Source organism: Rhodoferax sp. TH121 (genome assembly GCF_002251855.1).
In the GTDB taxonomy this organism is placed as follows: domain Bacteria; phylum Pseudomonadota; class Gammaproteobacteria; order Burkholderiales; family Burkholderiaceae_C; genus Allorhodoferax.
The window spans coordinates 343,501-358,274 of the sequence record NZ_NOXW01000020.1; the positions used below are offsets into that span (position 1 = coordinate 343,501).

Consider the following 14,774-nt stretch of genomic DNA (forward strand, 5'->3'; position numbering starts at 1 on the left):
GGCTTGCGTCAGCTTGCGGTGGCTGCGTTGGGCTGCACGGCAAGCTCAAGTTGCTTGCGGCGCGTTTGCAGTTCGCGGTAGCGCTGCAGTGCGCTGGGGTCGTGGTTGGCAGCGGCAATCGTCTCGGTCTCCAGCTCCTTGATGCGGTCGATCAACATCCGGTTGAGCAGGTCACGCAATTCGGGCCCGGACTCAGCCAGTGGCTCGGTCGTCACTGTGGGGCCGGCCATGAGCCGCAGCGCCAGGTCTTCGGCAGAGTGGCCGACGATGGCATCGCGCAGGGTGCCGCGTGATACCGGGCCATGCTCGTGCAGTTGGCCCTCCAGCCAAACAAACAAATCGCCATGGGGTGAGGGCAGCTCACACAACAAACCATGGTCTTCGCTGGTCAGCACTTCCCACAGCTCGCTGTGGCTCAGCAAAATGCGGGCTGCGTGGTCGGCCCGGCTGTCGATCTTGGCACGCGGGCCACTGGGGCGGGGTTCGCGGGCGCCAAAGCGGCTACCGCCTTTGCCTTCCCACTTACCTTCCCATTTGCCACTGCGTGGTGTCCAGCCGTCTTTTTTCCAGTCGCTTTTCTTCTTCCACTCTTCCTGGGGAATCCAGGGTTCCGACGGTTCTTCAAAGGCATAGTGGCCGTCGTCGGGTGGGCTGTCGTAGGAAGGCTGCGGGTTGGGTGCGGCTTTGCGGCGCTGCGGCTCAGTAGCCGGTTTGCCGCCCGAACTGGCCCACAGCGCGCCCAGTTCCGCGCTGCTGAGCTGCACCAAGCTCGCAATTTCGGCCAACAGTTGTAGCTTCAACGCGCCTTCGGGCAGCTGTGTCCACAGCGGTTTGGCGTTGCTGGACATATGGGCGCGTCCTTCGGCTGTCGTCAGATCGCAGCCTTCCTGGGCTGCTTCGATGAGAAAGCGGCTGAGCGGCGTGGCCTTGGAGACATAGTCGGCAAACGCTTCCTTCCCGTGGGCACGGATGAAGCTGTCAGGGTCGTGCTCGGCGGGCAGGAACAAGAACTTGATGCTGCGCACATCGCTGGCAAAGGGCAGGGCACCGTCCAGCGCCTTGCGCGCGGCGCGGCGGCCAGCGGCGTCGCCATCGAAGCTGAAAACCACCGCATCGGTGAAGCGGAACAGCTTTTGCACATGTTCGTTGGTGCAGGCCGTGCCCAGTGTGGCCACGGCGTTGGGAAAGCCCAGTTGCGCCAGCGCCACCACGTCCATATAGCCCTCGGTGACCAGCACATAGCCAAACTCGCGCAGCGAGCTGCGGGCCTCAAACAGGCCGTAGAGCTCGCGCCCCTTGCTGAACACCGGGGTTTCGGGCGAGTTCAGGTATTTGGGCTTCTCGTCGCCCAGCACACGACCACCAAAGCCAATGCACTCGCCCTTGATATTGCGGATGGGGAACATCACGCGGTCGCGGAAGCGGTCGTAGCGCTTTTCCTCGCCACCGTTCTCCGCCTCGTGCAGGATGACCAGGCCGCTCTCGATCAGTATCGGGTCGTCATACTGCGGGAAGATGCTGGCCAGGCTGCGCCAGCCTTCCGGCGCGTAACCTAGGCCGAACTGTTTGGCGATTTCGCCCGACAGGCCCCGGCCTTTGAGGTAGTCGATGGCGCGCGGCGACTCCTTGAGGCCGCGCCTGTAGGCCTCACCGGCTTTTTCCAGCACGCTGGTCAGGGTGTTTTGTTTTTCACGTTGGGCTTGTGCGCGGGCGCGGTCCTGCGGGCTGCCTTCCTCTTCGGGAATCACCATGCCATATTGGCCCGCCAGGTCCTTCACCGCTTCAATGAAGGTCATGCCTGCGTGGTCCATCAAAAAGCTGATGGCGTTGCCGTTTTTGCCGCAGCCAAAGCAGTGGTAGAACTGTTTGGTCGGGCTGACCGAGAACGAAGGTGATTTTTCGCCATGGAAGGGGCACAGGCCCATGAAATTGGCGCCGCCCTTCTTGAGCTGCACGTAACGGCCCACGATCTCCACCACGTCGGTACGCGCGAGCAGCTCCTGGATGAAGGTTTGGGGGATGGCCATGGGGGGATTGTAGGGAGGCCGGCAGTTCCCGCCGCGCTCAAAGGCCCGCTGGGACGGCGAATTTGCTATCGATTCAGGAGCTGCTTGCGCAATATTGACGGGGGCTAGAGGCTTATTTCGACTTGGGAATGCGGCCCAGCAGGTAGAACTCGGGGTTGGGCATCATGCTGGTGACATTGGCCATGCGGTTACTCAGGCCAAAGAAGGCGGTGATGCCTGCGATGTCCCAGATGTCTTCGTCGTCAAAACCGTGGGCGTGCAGGGCTTCAAAGTCGGCGTCTTCCACGGTGTGGCTTTCCAGGCAAACCTTCATCGCAAAGTCCAGCATGGCGCGCTGGCGCGGCGTGATGTCGGCCTTGCGGTAGTTCACCGCCACCTGGTCGGCCACCAGCGGTTTCTTCTCATAAATCCGCAGGATGGCGCCGTGCGCCACCACGCAGTAGAGGCATTGGTTGGCGGCGCTGGTGGTCGTGATGATCATCTCGCGCTCGCCTTTGGTGAGGCTGCTGCCTTCGCGCAGCATGAGTGCATCGTGGTAAGCAAAAAAGGCGCGCCACTCGGCCGGGCGGCGCGCAAAGGCCAGGAACACATTGGGCACAAAGCCCGACTTTTCCTGCACTTCCAGTATCTTGGCGCGGATGTCCTCGGGCAGGGTGTTCAGGTCGGGCAGGGGGTAGCGCGGGGTGGCCATGGGTGTCTCCTGTTTTTGTAAAAGCTATCGCCGTCATTCGTTCAATTGAATGTACATGCGGGGCGCAGATTCCTACCATTCATCCTACTGCGAACCTTCTCGCGCAACAGGAGCATTCACATGGCATCGATTCAGAAAACTCTCGGTCTCTCCATTTGGAGCAGCGGCCTGCTGGTCACCTTGGCCAACCTGGCGCAGTGGCACGGCGGCTGATGCCGCGGCTACCATCACGGGCATTGCCACCTCTGCCCTGATGGAGCCTCCCATGCCCCTGGACCCCGACCGTTTGCCCTTCTCCACCCAACCTGAGGCCTTTGACAAAGGCTTGGCCATGCGCACGCAGGTGATGGGTGAGGCCTTTGTGGACGCTGCCTTTGCCAATGCCACGGACTTCACCGCGCCCATTCAGGAGCACATCACCCGCGCGGCGTGGGGCGATGTGTGGCAGCGCCCGGGTTTGGACCTGAAAACCCGCAGCCTGATCACCGTGGCCATGCTGACCGCGCTGGGCAAGCAAAATGAACTGAAGGGCCATGTGCGCGGCGCGCTGAACAACGGCGCTACGGCAGCCGAGATTCAAGAGGTGTTGCTGCACGCAGCGGTCTACTGTGGCGTGCCCACATCGGTGGAAGCGTTTCGCACGGCCAATGAGGTGGTGGGCGGGCAGGTCTGAGGCCTGCCCGGCTAGGGCCTGGCGCCCCAAAGATTTAGCTGGCGCTGGGTTCTGCCGCTGCTTCCTGGGCCACGAATGACGAGGTGAGGGCACCGGCCAGCAGCTGCGACATGTCGCCGCCATTCTTCAGGCCCACTTCTCCCAAGAGCGCATCCACGACCGGCGCATTGGTGCGGTAGCGCAAGGCACTGGCTACCACCTGGTCGCTCAGGCCACCACCGGATGTTCCGCCCTGTGCATCGTTGGCTGAATTTCCGCTGCTGGCACCCGACAGACCGCCCACTTCTGCAATACGGATGGAGTCGATGTTGAGCAGTGGCTTCACGCTTTGTTCCACGATGGCTGGTAGCGCCGCCAGCACCGCCAGGCGCACCTGCAGGGCAATCTGCTCGGCCGACAGTTCGTTCTGCGCCTGGTTCTTTTTCACCAGGGCTTCGGCGGTCGCATTGCCCTCGGCAATCGTGCCCTCGGCACGCAGCACCGAGGCATCGCGTTCGCCCTGCGCGTCCATGCGGGCGGCTTCGGCTTTGTGGGTGGCGGCTTCTTTTTCGGCTTCGGCGGCCACCACCAGGCTGATGGCAGATTCCTTGGCTTTCTCCTCGGCGCGCACCACGGTCACTTGTTTGTTGCGGTTGGCTACTTCCACCTGGCGTGCGGTTTCCACGGCTTCTTCGGCGGCCACGGCCTTGGCGCGGGCCTCGTCGGCCAGAGCCTTGGCGGCGGCTTCGTCCTTGGACTTGTTGGCCACCAGAATGTTTTGCTCCTGGCCGCGCATGGTCACGGCGGCCTTGGCCTGCACATTGGCTTCTTCGGTGACGCGGTTGGCCTCGATGCGGTTGGTCTGGATTTCGCGGTCGGCGGCAATCTTGGCGGACTCAGCGTCTTTGCGCGCAGCGGCTTCGGTGGCGGCAATCGCCGACTGCTGGTTGGCGGTCAGCGTGGCAATGTCCTGCTCAGTGTTCAGGCGCACCTCTTCGGTTTGCTTGCGCAGGGACTGTTGCAGGCGTGTGGCTTCCAGGTTCTTGGTCTCGATGGCGACGGCGGTGTCCTGCTCAATGTCATTCACATTTTTGCGGCGCGCTTCGGTCTCGCGGGTTAACACCAGCAGGCCTTCAGCATCAAAGGCGTTGGACGGATCGAAGAACTGCTTCTGTGTTTGGTTCAGGGCGGTGAGGGACACACTCTCCAGCTCCAGGCCGTTTTTGGCAATGTCCTCGGCCACTACCTGCTGCACCTGTTGGACAAACTGGGCGCGCTGGGCGTTCAGGTCGTACATGGGCATCTTCACCGCCACCGCGCGCAGTGCGTCCACAAACTTGGCTTCCACCTGGGCCTTGAGCTCGGGCGGCTCCATGGTCAGTCGGCCCAGGGTTTGGGCGGCGTTGGCGACCGACTCTTCATCGGCCTTCACCCGCACATAAAACTCCACCTTCACGTCCACGCGCAGGCGGTCTGCGGTGATCAGGGATTCGCGGCCTTGTTTGTCCACCTCCAGGCGCAGAGTGCGCATATTGACTTCCACAATCTCGTGGATGCCGGGGATGACAAATGCACCGCCATTGAGCACCACCTTCTGGCTGCCCGCGCCCGTGCGCACAAAAGCTTTCTCTTTGCTGGACAGGGTGTAGAACTTCAGGCCCACAAAGCCCAGCGTGGCGATGATCAGCACGGCACCCAGAATGGTGCCAACGATGCTGATGAGGGGGCTCAGTGCGCCCAGGATGTCATTCATGTCTCAGTTCTCTTTCTTGCAATGGAATGGTTGGGGTGTTTACTTGCTGACCCGGTACAGCGCGATGGAGACACGCTCTGCCACCGTGAGTACCTCGCCTGCGGTGTAGGTCACATCGGGCAGGGTGGGCTCCACCATGAGTGTGTGGGTGGCACCAAATCGGTCGATAAAACTGGCGGCACCGGCGTAGCCCTGGCTGGCTTGCGGGCTGTTCAGGGTCACCCGCTGGCCGATGAAGCTGGCTGGCGATACCGCAGCGCTATGCACCAGCTTGAGCCCGGACAGGGCTTTGCCCATGGTGCGCACCGCCGCCAAAGCCCCGAGCAGCGACAACCCCACCACCAGCCCAGTGGGCAGGGGCAGGCTGAGGGCGTGCGTCATCACCCCTTGCAGCAGCAGGCCACAGATGCCAAAACTGGCCAGCAGGCTGCAGATCACGATGAGCAAGGGCAGCTCCTTCACCAGCAGCCAGTTGGTGAAGCTGGAGTCTGGGAGCGACTGGATGTCGACCAGTGAATCCAGCAGATCCGACAAGCCCGAGCCCGCCAGGGCCGTGAGGCTGACCTCCACGGTCAGGATCACGATGACGGCCAACAGGGCCCCGGTGAAAGGAGCGTAGGCGGGGGAGATGAGCAGGGTGAGACTGTCCATGGTGGGTCTAGGAGGTGGAACGGCGGTAGGGGGAAGGCGCGTTGATTCTGTCGTGCTTTGAAAAAAACGCCATCCCCCAAACGGGTGAATTTGCATCAAATAAGGCTTTGGACCTTATGGATACTGCGCAAGCAGCTCCTTTTTTAGGAGCGGTAGGTGTTGTTTATCCGCGTGCTTCGCGCACGGTGGCAGCCAGCAGGCTCACCCCCATGGCGCCCAGCAGTGATCCGGCCACGCGGTTGGCGCCGGTTTTGCTGCGGCTGTAGGCCTGGCGTACCCGCGGGCGCGAGAACAGGTAGGCCAGCAGCGTGTGCCACAGCAGCGCGTTGCCCACAATCATCACCACCGCGGCGGCTTGCAGCGTGTGGCTGGGCGCGTGGGGAAAGGACGCGGCAAACACGCTGCCAAAAAACAGCGCCGACTTGGGGTTGGTGATGTTGGTGAGAAAGCCCCGACGAAACGCCGCCCAGCCCGACATGCTGGCGCCCGCACCGCTCAGCTCGGGGCCGTTGGCGCGCCACAGGCGGCTGGCCACCCACAGCAAATACACGCCACCCACCACCTGCAGCCCCAGGCGCAGACTGGGAAAGGCGCTGAACACCGCGTTCACTCCCAGCACCGCCGATGCGGACCAGATCGCCGCGCCCACCGTAATGCCCAGCGCTGCCCGCATGGCGTTGGCTTTGTGGTCGCTGGCTGCCAGTTGCGACACCAGGAGCACATTGGCGCCGGGGCTCATCATGGCTGCAACGTGAAGGACCCAGATGGTGGCGAGGGTGGTGAGCATGGACTTCCTGCAAAAAGAATGCTGCGCCAGCGTGGCGCGGTGGCAGCACTCTACACCGGGGTTGCGCAGATCAGGTGCCCGAACGGCGGCACGTGTGATATACACGGGCATGCCCTTTGCTTTTGCACGTTTGTCCCGTGTAGCACCGGCGAAGCGGCATACAAGGGAACACCATGAAATCTGTCAAGAGCATGTATAAGGCCGCAGTTTCTTCCACCATCGCCGCAGCGCTGGGCGTCTGTCTGGCCCTGGCGCCTGCCGCTTGGGCGCTGGATGTACCCACCGACCCGGTGGTACTCACCGTGTCCGGGCAGGTCAGCATCACCAATGCGGGCAAGACGGCGGTCTTCAGCATGGCCATGCTGGCCAAGCTGCCCCAGCGTACCGTGGTCACCAAATCCCCCTGGTACCCAGCGGGTGCCGAATTCACCGGGCCGCTGCTGCGTGATGTGTTGGCTGCCGCCGGCGCCAAGGGCAGCAAGATCGTCGCAGTGGCCCTCAATGACTACAAAACCGATATTCCGTTTGACGACGCCACCCAGCACGATGTGATTCTGGCCCGGCTGATGAATGGCAAGCCCATGCCGGTGCGCGAAAAAGGCCCGCTGTTCGTGGTCTACCCGCTGGATTCCAAGCCTGAACTCCAGTCGCAGATCTACTACAACCGCTCGGCCTGGCAGCTGGCACGGCTCATCGTGCAGTAAGGCAGCCGCACACAGACGCGAGGGCGGCGAATGAAGCGCAGCAAGTGGCTGATGGCGCTGATCGTGGCGGGCCTGGCGGGCCTGTACCTGGCCATTGGGGTGGTGCAATACCGCCAGGACGAGAGCCTCAAGCGCGTGACGCTCAAGAGCGACCGTGAGGCGCTGTGGACCTTTTTCCAGCTGGAGAGCGAGTACCTGCGTTTTGGCAATGCGCTGACCCAGCGCGTCCTGTCGCCCGAGAGCATCACCATGGAGCAGCTGCAGCTGCGCTATGAAATTTTTGTCAGCCGCACCAGTGCGCTGGAACGCACCGATATGCAGGGGCTGATCCACGACCAGCAGTTGCTCCAGGACGCGCAGGACTCGCTCAAGGCCTTCATGGCGCTGGCCGACAGGACCTTGGGCAATGCCGATGCCCGGCGCTTGCCCGATCCCGCTGGCCTGCAAGAGTTGAAAGAACGGCTGGACGCCCTGAAAGACCCCATCCGGGACCTGACGGTGGCTGCGGGGCAGTCTTCGGCCCTGACGGTGGATGCGCGCACCGCGGAAGTCCAGGCGCACCTCACCACCAATGCGGCGTTAACGGGGTTCCTGTGCGGGCTCACCCTTCTGTTCGCCTTGGCCACCTGGCGCCAGAACCGCCAGCGTATTGCGGCGCAGGCCGAGTCCATGCGCAGCCAAATGGAGCTCGCCAGTGCTGCAGCGCGCCTGGAAAAAGATGCGGCCCTGCTTGCGGCCGAGGAGCAGTTGCGGGAGATCACCGAGGCTCTGCCGCTGGCGATTTTTCGGGCCCACCGTAGTAGTGATGGGCGCTTGAATTTCACCTACTTCAGCCACCAGATTGAAGCCTTGTGGGGCGTGACACCGCAGGCCATCGTGGCCGACACCGCGGCATTTTTCAGCCGGGTGCATGTGGATGACAGCCGCCAGCTGCAAGCCTTTGGAGCGGCTGCCGCAGAGACGCTGGAATCCTGCAACCTGGACATGCGGGTCGGCGCGCCGGATAGTACTCCGCACTGGGTCAATCTAGCCGCCACGCCCAAGCGGGAAGCGGACGGCAGCACCCTGTGGACCGGCTTTGTACGCAGCATTGACGAGCTCAAGCGACGCGACGAGGAGCGCAAGTCCATGGAAGCCCACCTGGCCGCCCAAGCCAGTTTCCAGAGTGCGCTGGTGGACACCATTCCCTATCCCGTTTTCTACAAGGGGGCGGACGCGCGCTTCCTGGGCGTCAACCGGGCCTACGAGCGTGTGTTTGGTGTGGAGCGGAATAGTTTGCTGGGCAAACGGGTGCTGGACCTGGAGTACCTGCCACCCGAAGACCGGCAGGCGTATCAGGCTGAGGACGAAGCCATCATCGCCACCATCGGGCAGGTCCAGCGCGAAATGGTGATGCCGTTTGCGGACGGGCGCCTGCACGAAACGCTGTATTTCGTGTCTGGTTTTGCGGGGGCTGACGGGGCACCTGTCGGGCTGGTGGGCACCTTTGTGGATGTGGCCGAACAAAAAGCGGCGGAGCGTGCCATTGCCGAGGCCGCGCAGGAGCAGCGTGTGATTTTCGAGGCGGTGAGCCTGGGCGTGTTGCTCACCGTGGACGGCAAGATCAAACGCTTCAACAGTGCCATTGAAATCATGTTCGGCTTTGGTGGTGATGCCTTGTTGGGGCGGTCCATCGAAGTGCTGTTTGCCAGTCCCGAGGCCTACGCGCGTGCCGGCGAAGAGGCCTACGCCAAGTTTTCCAAGGGGGAGCTCTACGAGGCGCAGCAACAGTACCAGCGCCTGGATGGCAGCCTCTTCTGGGCCAGTGTGCATGGCCGGGCTTTGGACACGGAACACCCCGAATGGGGCACGGTGTGGGTGCTCGAAGACATCACCGCGGACCGCGAAGCTGCGGCGGAACTGCAGCGTGCGAAGGAGGCCGCAGACGCTGCCAGCCAGGCCAAAGGCGACTTTCTGGCCAATATGAGCCATGAAATCCGCACGCCCATGAACGCCATCATTGGCATGTCGCACTTGGCCCTGAAAACCGAGCTCACGCCCCGCCAGCACGACTACATCAGCAAGATCCAGCAGTCCGGCCAGCACCTGCTGGGCATCATCAATGACATCCTGGACTTCTCCAAAGTGGAGGCGGGCAAGCTGTCGATGGAATCCATCCCCTTCGAGCTGGACAAGGTGTTGCAGAACGTGGCCACGGTGATTGTGGACAAGGCCACTGCCAAGGGCCTGGAGCTGATTTGTGATGTGGCGCCAGAGGTGCCACAAAGCTTGATTGGCGACCCGCTGCGCCTGGGGCAGGTGCTCATCAACTACGCCAACAACGCTATCAAGTTCACTGAGAAAGGCGAGATCAGCATTGCGGTGCGCCTGAAGGAAGGCTCGGACCACGAGGCGCTGCTGCGGTTTGAAGTGCGCGACACCGGCATTGGCCTCACCCAGCAGCAGATGGACCGCCTGTTCCAGAGCTTCCAGCAGGCCGACACATCCACCACCCGCAAGTACGGCGGCACCGGCCTGGGCTTGGCCATCAGCAAGAGCCTGGCCGAGCTGATGGGCGGTGCGGTGGGCGTGGAGAGTGAGCCGGGCAAGGGCTCCACCTTCTGGTTTACGGCGCGCCTGGGGCTGGGCGAGGCGCAGGCGCAGTTGCACCTTTCGCGCCACGATATCCAGAGCCGGCGCGTGCTGGTGGTGGACGACAGCGAACGTGCCGCCGCGGTCTTGTCCCACCTGCTCAGCACGATCGGTTTTGTCGTGGAGTCAGTCGGCTCCGGGGCAGAGGCCATCGACAAGGTGCGCCAGGCCGCCGCGCGCGGCCAGGCTTTTGACATCCTCATGCTGGATTGGCAAATGCCCGGGATGGACGGCATCGAGACCGCACAGCGTATCCAGGCCTTGGGGCTGAGTCCGGCACCCCACCCCATTATGGTGACTGCCTATGGGCGTGAGGAGGTGATCAAGAGTGCGCAGGAGGCGGGGATCGACGATGTGCTGATCAAGCCGGTCAACGCCTCGGTCTTGTTTGACACCATGCTGCGCGTGCTGGGCCATGTCGGTTCACCGGACCGCATGCCATCCGTGGTCAGGTCGCCCTCGGCCATGGGCCTGCTGGCACCTGTACGAGGCGCGCGGGTGCTGGTGGTGGAGGACAACGATCTGAACCAGCAAATAGCGCAGGAGCTGCTGGGGGATGCCGGCTTTGTGGTCGAGGTGGCCGACAACGGCCGCATTGCTGTGGACAAGGTGGTGGCCGCCATGGTGGCACTGGCGCCTTACGACATCGTGCTGATGGACATGCAGATGCCGGTAATGGACGGGGTTAGTGCGACCGAAGAGATTCGGCGGGATGCGCGGCATGCCGAACTGCCCATCGTGGCCATGACGGCCAATGCCATGCAGGTGGACAAGGACCGCTGCCTGGCCGCGGGCATGAATGACTTTGTGACCAAACCCATAGACCCTGATGCGTTGTGGCAAGCCCTGGCACGCTGGATCCGCCCGCGCGCGGGACTGGGCCAAGACACAGCGCAGAGTGACGATGCAGGAGCGCTACAGCCGCTCACACCCATGCCATTCGCCGCGGTGGACCATGCCGTCCTGCGTGACATTGAGGGGCTGGATACCCAGTTGGGCTTGCGCCGTGTGATGGGCAAGGAGGTTCTGTACATGAGTCTGCTGCGCAAGTTTGTGGCCGGCAACCAAGACGGGCTGGAGCTTATCGCCGACGCGCTGGAAGTGGGTGACACTGCGAGCGCCGAGCGCATGGCCCACACGCTCAAGGGTCTGGCCGGCAATATTGGCGCCACCGAGCTGCAGGCTGCCATGGCGCAGGTGGAGCGTGCCTTGCACGACCAAGAGCCGCCGACCCAGGTGTTGGACCTTTTGGTTCAGCCCCGGCAGCTGCTGGACGGGCTATTGGCTGCCCTGGCTGCTGCACTGCCACCCGAGCACGTGGCTGGTGCCCCAGCGGCAGTAGATCCAGCACAACTGGCCGAGGCCAGCAGCCAGTTGGCCGCCTTGCTGGCGGACGACGACCCGGAAGCCGCCGACGTAATGCGTACACATGCCCCGCTATTGCGCGCGGCATGGGGACCAGGTTTTCGCGCCGTGGAAGCGGCTGTGGAGAGTTTCGACTTTGAAGCGGCCTTGCAGGCCCTGAATGCGGCCGTCGCACAGACCGCCATAGACACATGAACCGGGAGCCTCAGGCCATGAACTCACTCGACTTCACCGAAAAATCCACCATCTTGGTCGTGGACGACACGCCAGAAAATCTCAGCCTCATGGCCGCCTTGCTCAAGGACACCTACAAAGTCAAGGTGGCCAACCACGGCGACAAGGGCCTGAAGATTGCAATGTCAGACAGCCCGCCCGACCTGATCTTGCTGGACATCATGATGCCCGATATCGATGGCTACGAGGTCTGCCGCCGTCTCAAGGCGAATCCCGCCACACGCGATATCCCCATCATCTTTCTGACGGCCAAGTCAGACATCGAAGATGAAAAGATGGGCCTGGAGCTGGGTGCGGTGGACTACATCACCAAACCCATCAGTCCGCCTATCGTCATGGCCCGCGTGGCCACCCAACTATCCCTCAAGGCCAGTGCCGACTTTTTGCGCGACAAAAACGACTTTCTGGAGCAAGAGGTGGCCAAGCGCACCCAGGAGGTGATGGCGATCCAGGAGGTGACCATTCTGGCCATGGCCTCGTTGGCTGAAACCCGCGACTCCGACACGGGCAACCACATCCGCCGCACCCAGCACTACATCCTGGCCTTGGCCGAGCACCTGCAGTTGCACCCGCGGTTTTCTGCATTTCTCACGCCTTACAACATCCAGATGTTGTTTCGCTCTGCACCGTTGCACGACATTGGCAAGGTCGGCATTCCGGACCGCATCCTGCTCAAGCCCGGGCGCTTGACCACCGAAGAGTTTGAGATCATGAAAACCCACACCACCCTGGGCCGCGATGCCATCGCCCATGCGGAGGAGGCGCTGGGGACACAGGTGGAGTTTCTCAGCATGTCCAAGGAAATTGCGCTCTCGCACCAGGAGAAATGGGATGGCACGGGCTACCCGGAAGGCTTGATGGGGGACGCCATTCCGATTTCGGCCCGCATGATGGCACTGGCGGATGTGTACGACGCGCTCATCAGCCGGCGTGTGTACAAAGAGGGCATGACGCACGAAGAGGCGGTGGTGATCATCGTGCAGGGCAGGGGCAGCCACTTTGACCCCGACATCGTGGACGGCTTTCTGCATGTGCAGGAGGTGTTCCGTGGCATCGCCCAGCAATATGCGGATTCTGACAACGACCTGGAGCAAAAAAACAGCGTGATCCAGACCGCGATCGGTGGCGGGGCAGCGTAGTCAACGGGCGGCATCTGCACTTATCTAAACGACCTACGTAATAGGTGGTAGGTGATTTCGAGTGCATGCGCCAATCAACCCACGCGTCATAGGGCCCACTCAGTTCCAACCCTCCAGCACCACCTTGCCGCGCGTAGTGCCTGACTCAATCAGGGCATGTGCGTGACGGAGGTTGGCCGCGCAAATGCCTCCAGCATGGTGGGCCAGAGTGGTGCGCACCAGACTTGCATCGACCAATTGGGCCACCTCGTTAAGCAGATGGTGTTGAGCCACCATGTCTGGAGTGTTGAACAGGGCGCGGGTAAACATCAGCTCCCAGTGCACTGAAATTGATTTGCGCTTGAACGGCATGATGTCTAGGCTTGGCATATCGTCAATCAGTGCAAGCTGACCTTGGGGCGCCAATACCTCCAGGATTTGCGGCAAGTGCTCACCGGTATGCGTCAGGCTGATAACCATGTCGACCTGTGACATTCCCACCGATGCAAGCCCCATGGTGAGTGGAAGCCGGTGGTCAATCACATGGTGGGCGCCCAAACTTTCTACCCAGGCTTGCGTTTCTGGCCGAGAGGCTGTTGCAATGATCGTGAGCCCGGTCAAACGACGTGCCAATTGGATCAAGACAGAGCCCACACCGCCTGCGGCTCCAATCACCAGCAAGGTTTTCGTGTTGGGCTTTTTGCCGGGCTGCACACCCAAACGGTCGAACAGCAATTCCCAAGCGGTGATGCTCGTCAACGGCAGGGCTGCAGCTTGGGCAAAGTCCAGGCTTTTGGGCATGTGGCCAACGATGCGTTCATCCACCAGGTGCAACTCGCTGTTGGTGCCGGGGCGCTGAATGGCGCCAGCGTAGTAGACGCGGTCGCTCGGCTTGAAGAGCGTCACCTCTGGACCCACGGCGCGCACGATACCTGCCGCGTCATACCCGAGGACTTTGAACCCATCACCAACGGAGCGATCCGCGCTGGCGCGGACCTTGGTGTCCACCGGGTTCACCGAAATGGCGTGTACTTCGACCAGCAGGTCATGCCCTGTCGCCACGGGCTCAGGCAGGGTGATGTCTTGCAGGCCAACAGGGGCCGACAGGGCGTGGGGTTGGGCGTAGCCAATGGCTTTCATGGGGTACTTTCTTGCGGAATGGATATGAAGCCTGCATCTTCTTTGCTATGGCTTGGAAGAAAAATAGGTCGCCTATTGAATCTACCTTCAAATAAAATTTGAAAATGAAAGCTCTGCAAGATTTGGATATCTTTGTGCGTACGGTGGACACAGGCAGCCTTTCGGCCACGGCGCGGGTATTGGACATCACACCAGCGGCGGCTAGTGCCGCGCTGAAGCGCTTAGAGACTGAGCTACAAGCGCCGCTCTTGGTGCGATCTACCCGAAGCCTGCGCCTCACCCCGGAAGGGGCGCTGTTTTTAGAGCACGCACGGCTGGCACTCTCGACCCTGGGCGAGGGCATGCAGGCTATGACCACCGGGCGCCACGAGGTGCAAGGCGTGTTGCGCCTGGCGGCCTCTTCGGACATGGGCCGCAATGTGCTGCTGCCCTGGCTGGACGAATTCCAGGCCCGACACCCGCAGCTGCGCTACCGCATCACGCTGTCCGACCGCATGGCCAATATGTTTAGCGAGCCGGTTGACGCCGCTTTTCGCCATGGCAAGCCTCGCGACTCCAGCCTGGTTGCCCTGCCAGTGGCGCCACACAACCGGCGTGTGTTGGTTGCCTCCCCGGGCTACCTGGCAAGCCATGGTGCACCCGCTACACCGCAAGACCTGGCATTGCACGACTGTCTTTGCTTTATGTTGGGTGAAGAGGTCAATGACCGTTGGACATTCCGCCGTGGCGGGCAGGAGATCAGCGTGCGTGTGCGGGGCGGCCATGTTTGCAACGACGGCGATGTGGTGCGTCGCTGGGCCTTGGCCGGGCGTGGCATTGCTTACAAGGCTTGGGTGGATGTGGCGCAAGACGTGGTGCATGGACGCCTTCACGTGTTGTGCCCTGAGTGGGACACGGAGCCCACCCCCATTTACATGGTGCTTCCAGACCGTCGTCAGCTCACGCCCGGCCTGCGCTTGCTGCGTGAATTTGTGGCCGATGCCTGCGCAGCATGGCCGCAAGCGCCCGCTCTCTCTTAGAG

At 62.2% G+C, this 14,774-nt stretch carries 11 protein-coding genes; 5 read left to right on the top strand and 6 right to left on the bottom strand.

The features are described from left to right. Window positions 1-8: 8 nt before the first annotated feature. Window positions 9-2,027: a DNA primase gene (gene dnaG / locus CHU94_RS07585; RefSeq protein ID WP_094478378.1), complete on the bottom strand. Its 2,019-nt coding sequence runs from the start codon at window positions 2,025-2,027 to the stop codon at window positions 9-11. A gap of 112 nt (window positions 2,028-2,139) precedes the next feature. Further along, window positions 2,140-2,718 carry a peroxidase-related enzyme gene (locus tag CHU94_RS07590; RefSeq protein ID WP_094478380.1) on the bottom strand — a complete coding sequence of 193 codons (579 nt, stop codon included), beginning with the start codon at window positions 2,716-2,718 and terminating at the stop codon, window positions 2,140-2,142. Between the two features lie 265 nt (window positions 2,719-2,983). Here CHU94_RS07590 and pcaC point away from each other — a divergent pair, with 265 nt between their 5' ends. Then, window positions 2,984-3,391 (top strand): 4-carboxymuconolactone decarboxylase, encoded by a 408-nt coding sequence (gene pcaC, locus CHU94_RS07595; RefSeq protein ID WP_094479312.1) that lies wholly within the window; start codon window positions 2,984-2,986, stop codon window positions 3,389-3,391. 34 nt (window positions 3,392-3,425) lie between these two features. Here pcaC and CHU94_RS07600 read toward each other — a convergent pair whose 3' ends face one another. The 3 genes from CHU94_RS07600 to CHU94_RS07610 all read right to left on the bottom strand — a co-directional run bounded on the left by CHU94_RS07600 (window position 3,426) and on the right by CHU94_RS07610 (window position 6,561). Then, window positions 3,426-5,123 carry a flotillin family protein gene (locus tag CHU94_RS07600; protein ID WP_094478382.1) on the bottom strand — a complete coding sequence of 566 codons (1,698 nt, stop codon included), beginning with the start codon at window positions 5,121-5,123 and terminating at the stop codon, window positions 3,426-3,428. Between the two features lie 39 nt (window positions 5,124-5,162). Next, entirely contained in the window at window positions 5,163-5,774 is a 612-nt protein-coding gene (locus CHU94_RS07605; protein WP_176451949.1) for an OB-fold-containig protein, read from the bottom strand. Between the two features lie 163 nt (window positions 5,775-5,937). Then, window positions 5,938-6,561, bottom strand: coding sequence for a LysE family transporter (locus CHU94_RS07610; RefSeq protein ID WP_094478386.1), 624 nt, complete (start codon window positions 6,559-6,561; stop codon window positions 5,938-5,940). A 173-nt stretch (window positions 6,562-6,734) separates the two neighbouring features. Here CHU94_RS07610 and CHU94_RS07615 point away from each other — a divergent pair, with 173 nt between their 5' ends. Genes CHU94_RS07615 through CHU94_RS07625 form a run of 3 tightly spaced genes read left to right on the top strand, consistent with a single transcriptional unit; the run spans window position 6,735 to window position 12,634 of the window. Next, on the top strand, window positions 6,735-7,265 hold the full coding sequence (locus tag CHU94_RS07615) for a molybdopterin-dependent oxidoreductase (RefSeq protein WP_255033881.1): 531 nt from the start codon (window positions 6,735-6,737) through the stop codon (window positions 7,263-7,265). Window positions 7,266-7,295: 30 nt separating this feature from the next. Next, entirely contained in the window at window positions 7,296-11,456 is a 4,161-nt protein-coding gene (locus tag CHU94_RS19200; RefSeq protein WP_176451950.1) for a response regulator, read from the top strand. A gap of 17 nt (window positions 11,457-11,473) precedes the next feature. After that, window positions 11,474-12,634: a two-component system response regulator gene (locus tag CHU94_RS07625; protein WP_094478388.1), complete on the top strand. Its 1,161-nt coding sequence runs from the start codon at window positions 11,474-11,476 to the stop codon at window positions 12,632-12,634. 99 nt (window positions 12,635-12,733) lie between these two features. Here CHU94_RS07625 and CHU94_RS07630 read toward each other — a convergent pair whose 3' ends face one another. Then, complete coding sequence (locus tag CHU94_RS07630; protein ID WP_094478390.1) at window positions 12,734-13,753, bottom strand: zinc-binding alcohol dehydrogenase family protein; 1,020 nt, start codon at window positions 13,751-13,753, stop codon at window positions 12,734-12,736. Between the two features lie 104 nt (window positions 13,754-13,857). Between CHU94_RS07630 and CHU94_RS07635 the strand changes: the two genes are divergently transcribed. Further along, window positions 13,858-14,772: a LysR family transcriptional regulator gene (locus CHU94_RS07635; RefSeq protein WP_176451951.1), complete on the top strand. Its 915-nt coding sequence runs from the start codon at window positions 13,858-13,860 to the stop codon at window positions 14,770-14,772. Window positions 14,773-14,774: the final 2 nt, after the last annotated feature.

Excerpts from the sequence above, each read along its gene's own strand:
- dnaG (WP_094478378.1), bottom strand. The coding sequence starts at position 2,027 with ATGGCCATCCCCCAAACCTTCATCCAGGAGCTGCTCGCGCGTACCGAC.
- CHU94_RS07590 (WP_094478380.1), bottom strand. The coding sequence starts at position 2,718 with ATGGCCACCCCGCGCTACCCCCTGCCCGACCTGAACACCCTGCCCGAG.
- pcaC (WP_094479312.1), top strand. The coding sequence starts at position 2,984 with ATGCCCCTGGACCCCGACCGTTTGCCCTTCTCCACCCAACCTGAGGCC.
- CHU94_RS07600 (WP_094478382.1), bottom strand. The coding sequence starts at position 5,123 with ATGAATGACATCCTGGGCGCACTGAGCCCCCTCATCAGCATCGTTGGC.
- CHU94_RS07605 (WP_176451949.1), bottom strand. The coding sequence starts at position 5,774 with ATGGACAGTCTCACCCTGCTCATCTCCCCCGCCTACGCTCCTTTCACC.
- CHU94_RS07610 (WP_094478386.1), bottom strand. The coding sequence starts at position 6,561 with ATGCTCACCACCCTCGCCACCATCTGGGTCCTTCACGTTGCAGCCATG.
- CHU94_RS07615 (WP_255033881.1), top strand. The coding sequence starts at position 6,735 with ATGAAATCTGTCAAGAGCATGTATAAGGCCGCAGTTTCTTCCACCATC.
- CHU94_RS19200 (WP_176451950.1), top strand. The coding sequence starts at position 7,296 with ATGAAGCGCAGCAAGTGGCTGATGGCGCTGATCGTGGCGGGCCTGGCG.
- CHU94_RS07625 (WP_094478388.1), top strand. The coding sequence starts at position 11,474 with ATGAACTCACTCGACTTCACCGAAAAATCCACCATCTTGGTCGTGGAC.
- CHU94_RS07630 (WP_094478390.1), bottom strand. The coding sequence starts at position 13,753 with ATGAAAGCCATTGGCTACGCCCAACCCCACGCCCTGTCGGCCCCTGTT.
- CHU94_RS07635 (WP_176451951.1), top strand. The coding sequence starts at position 13,858 with ATGAAAGCTCTGCAAGATTTGGATATCTTTGTGCGTACGGTGGACACA.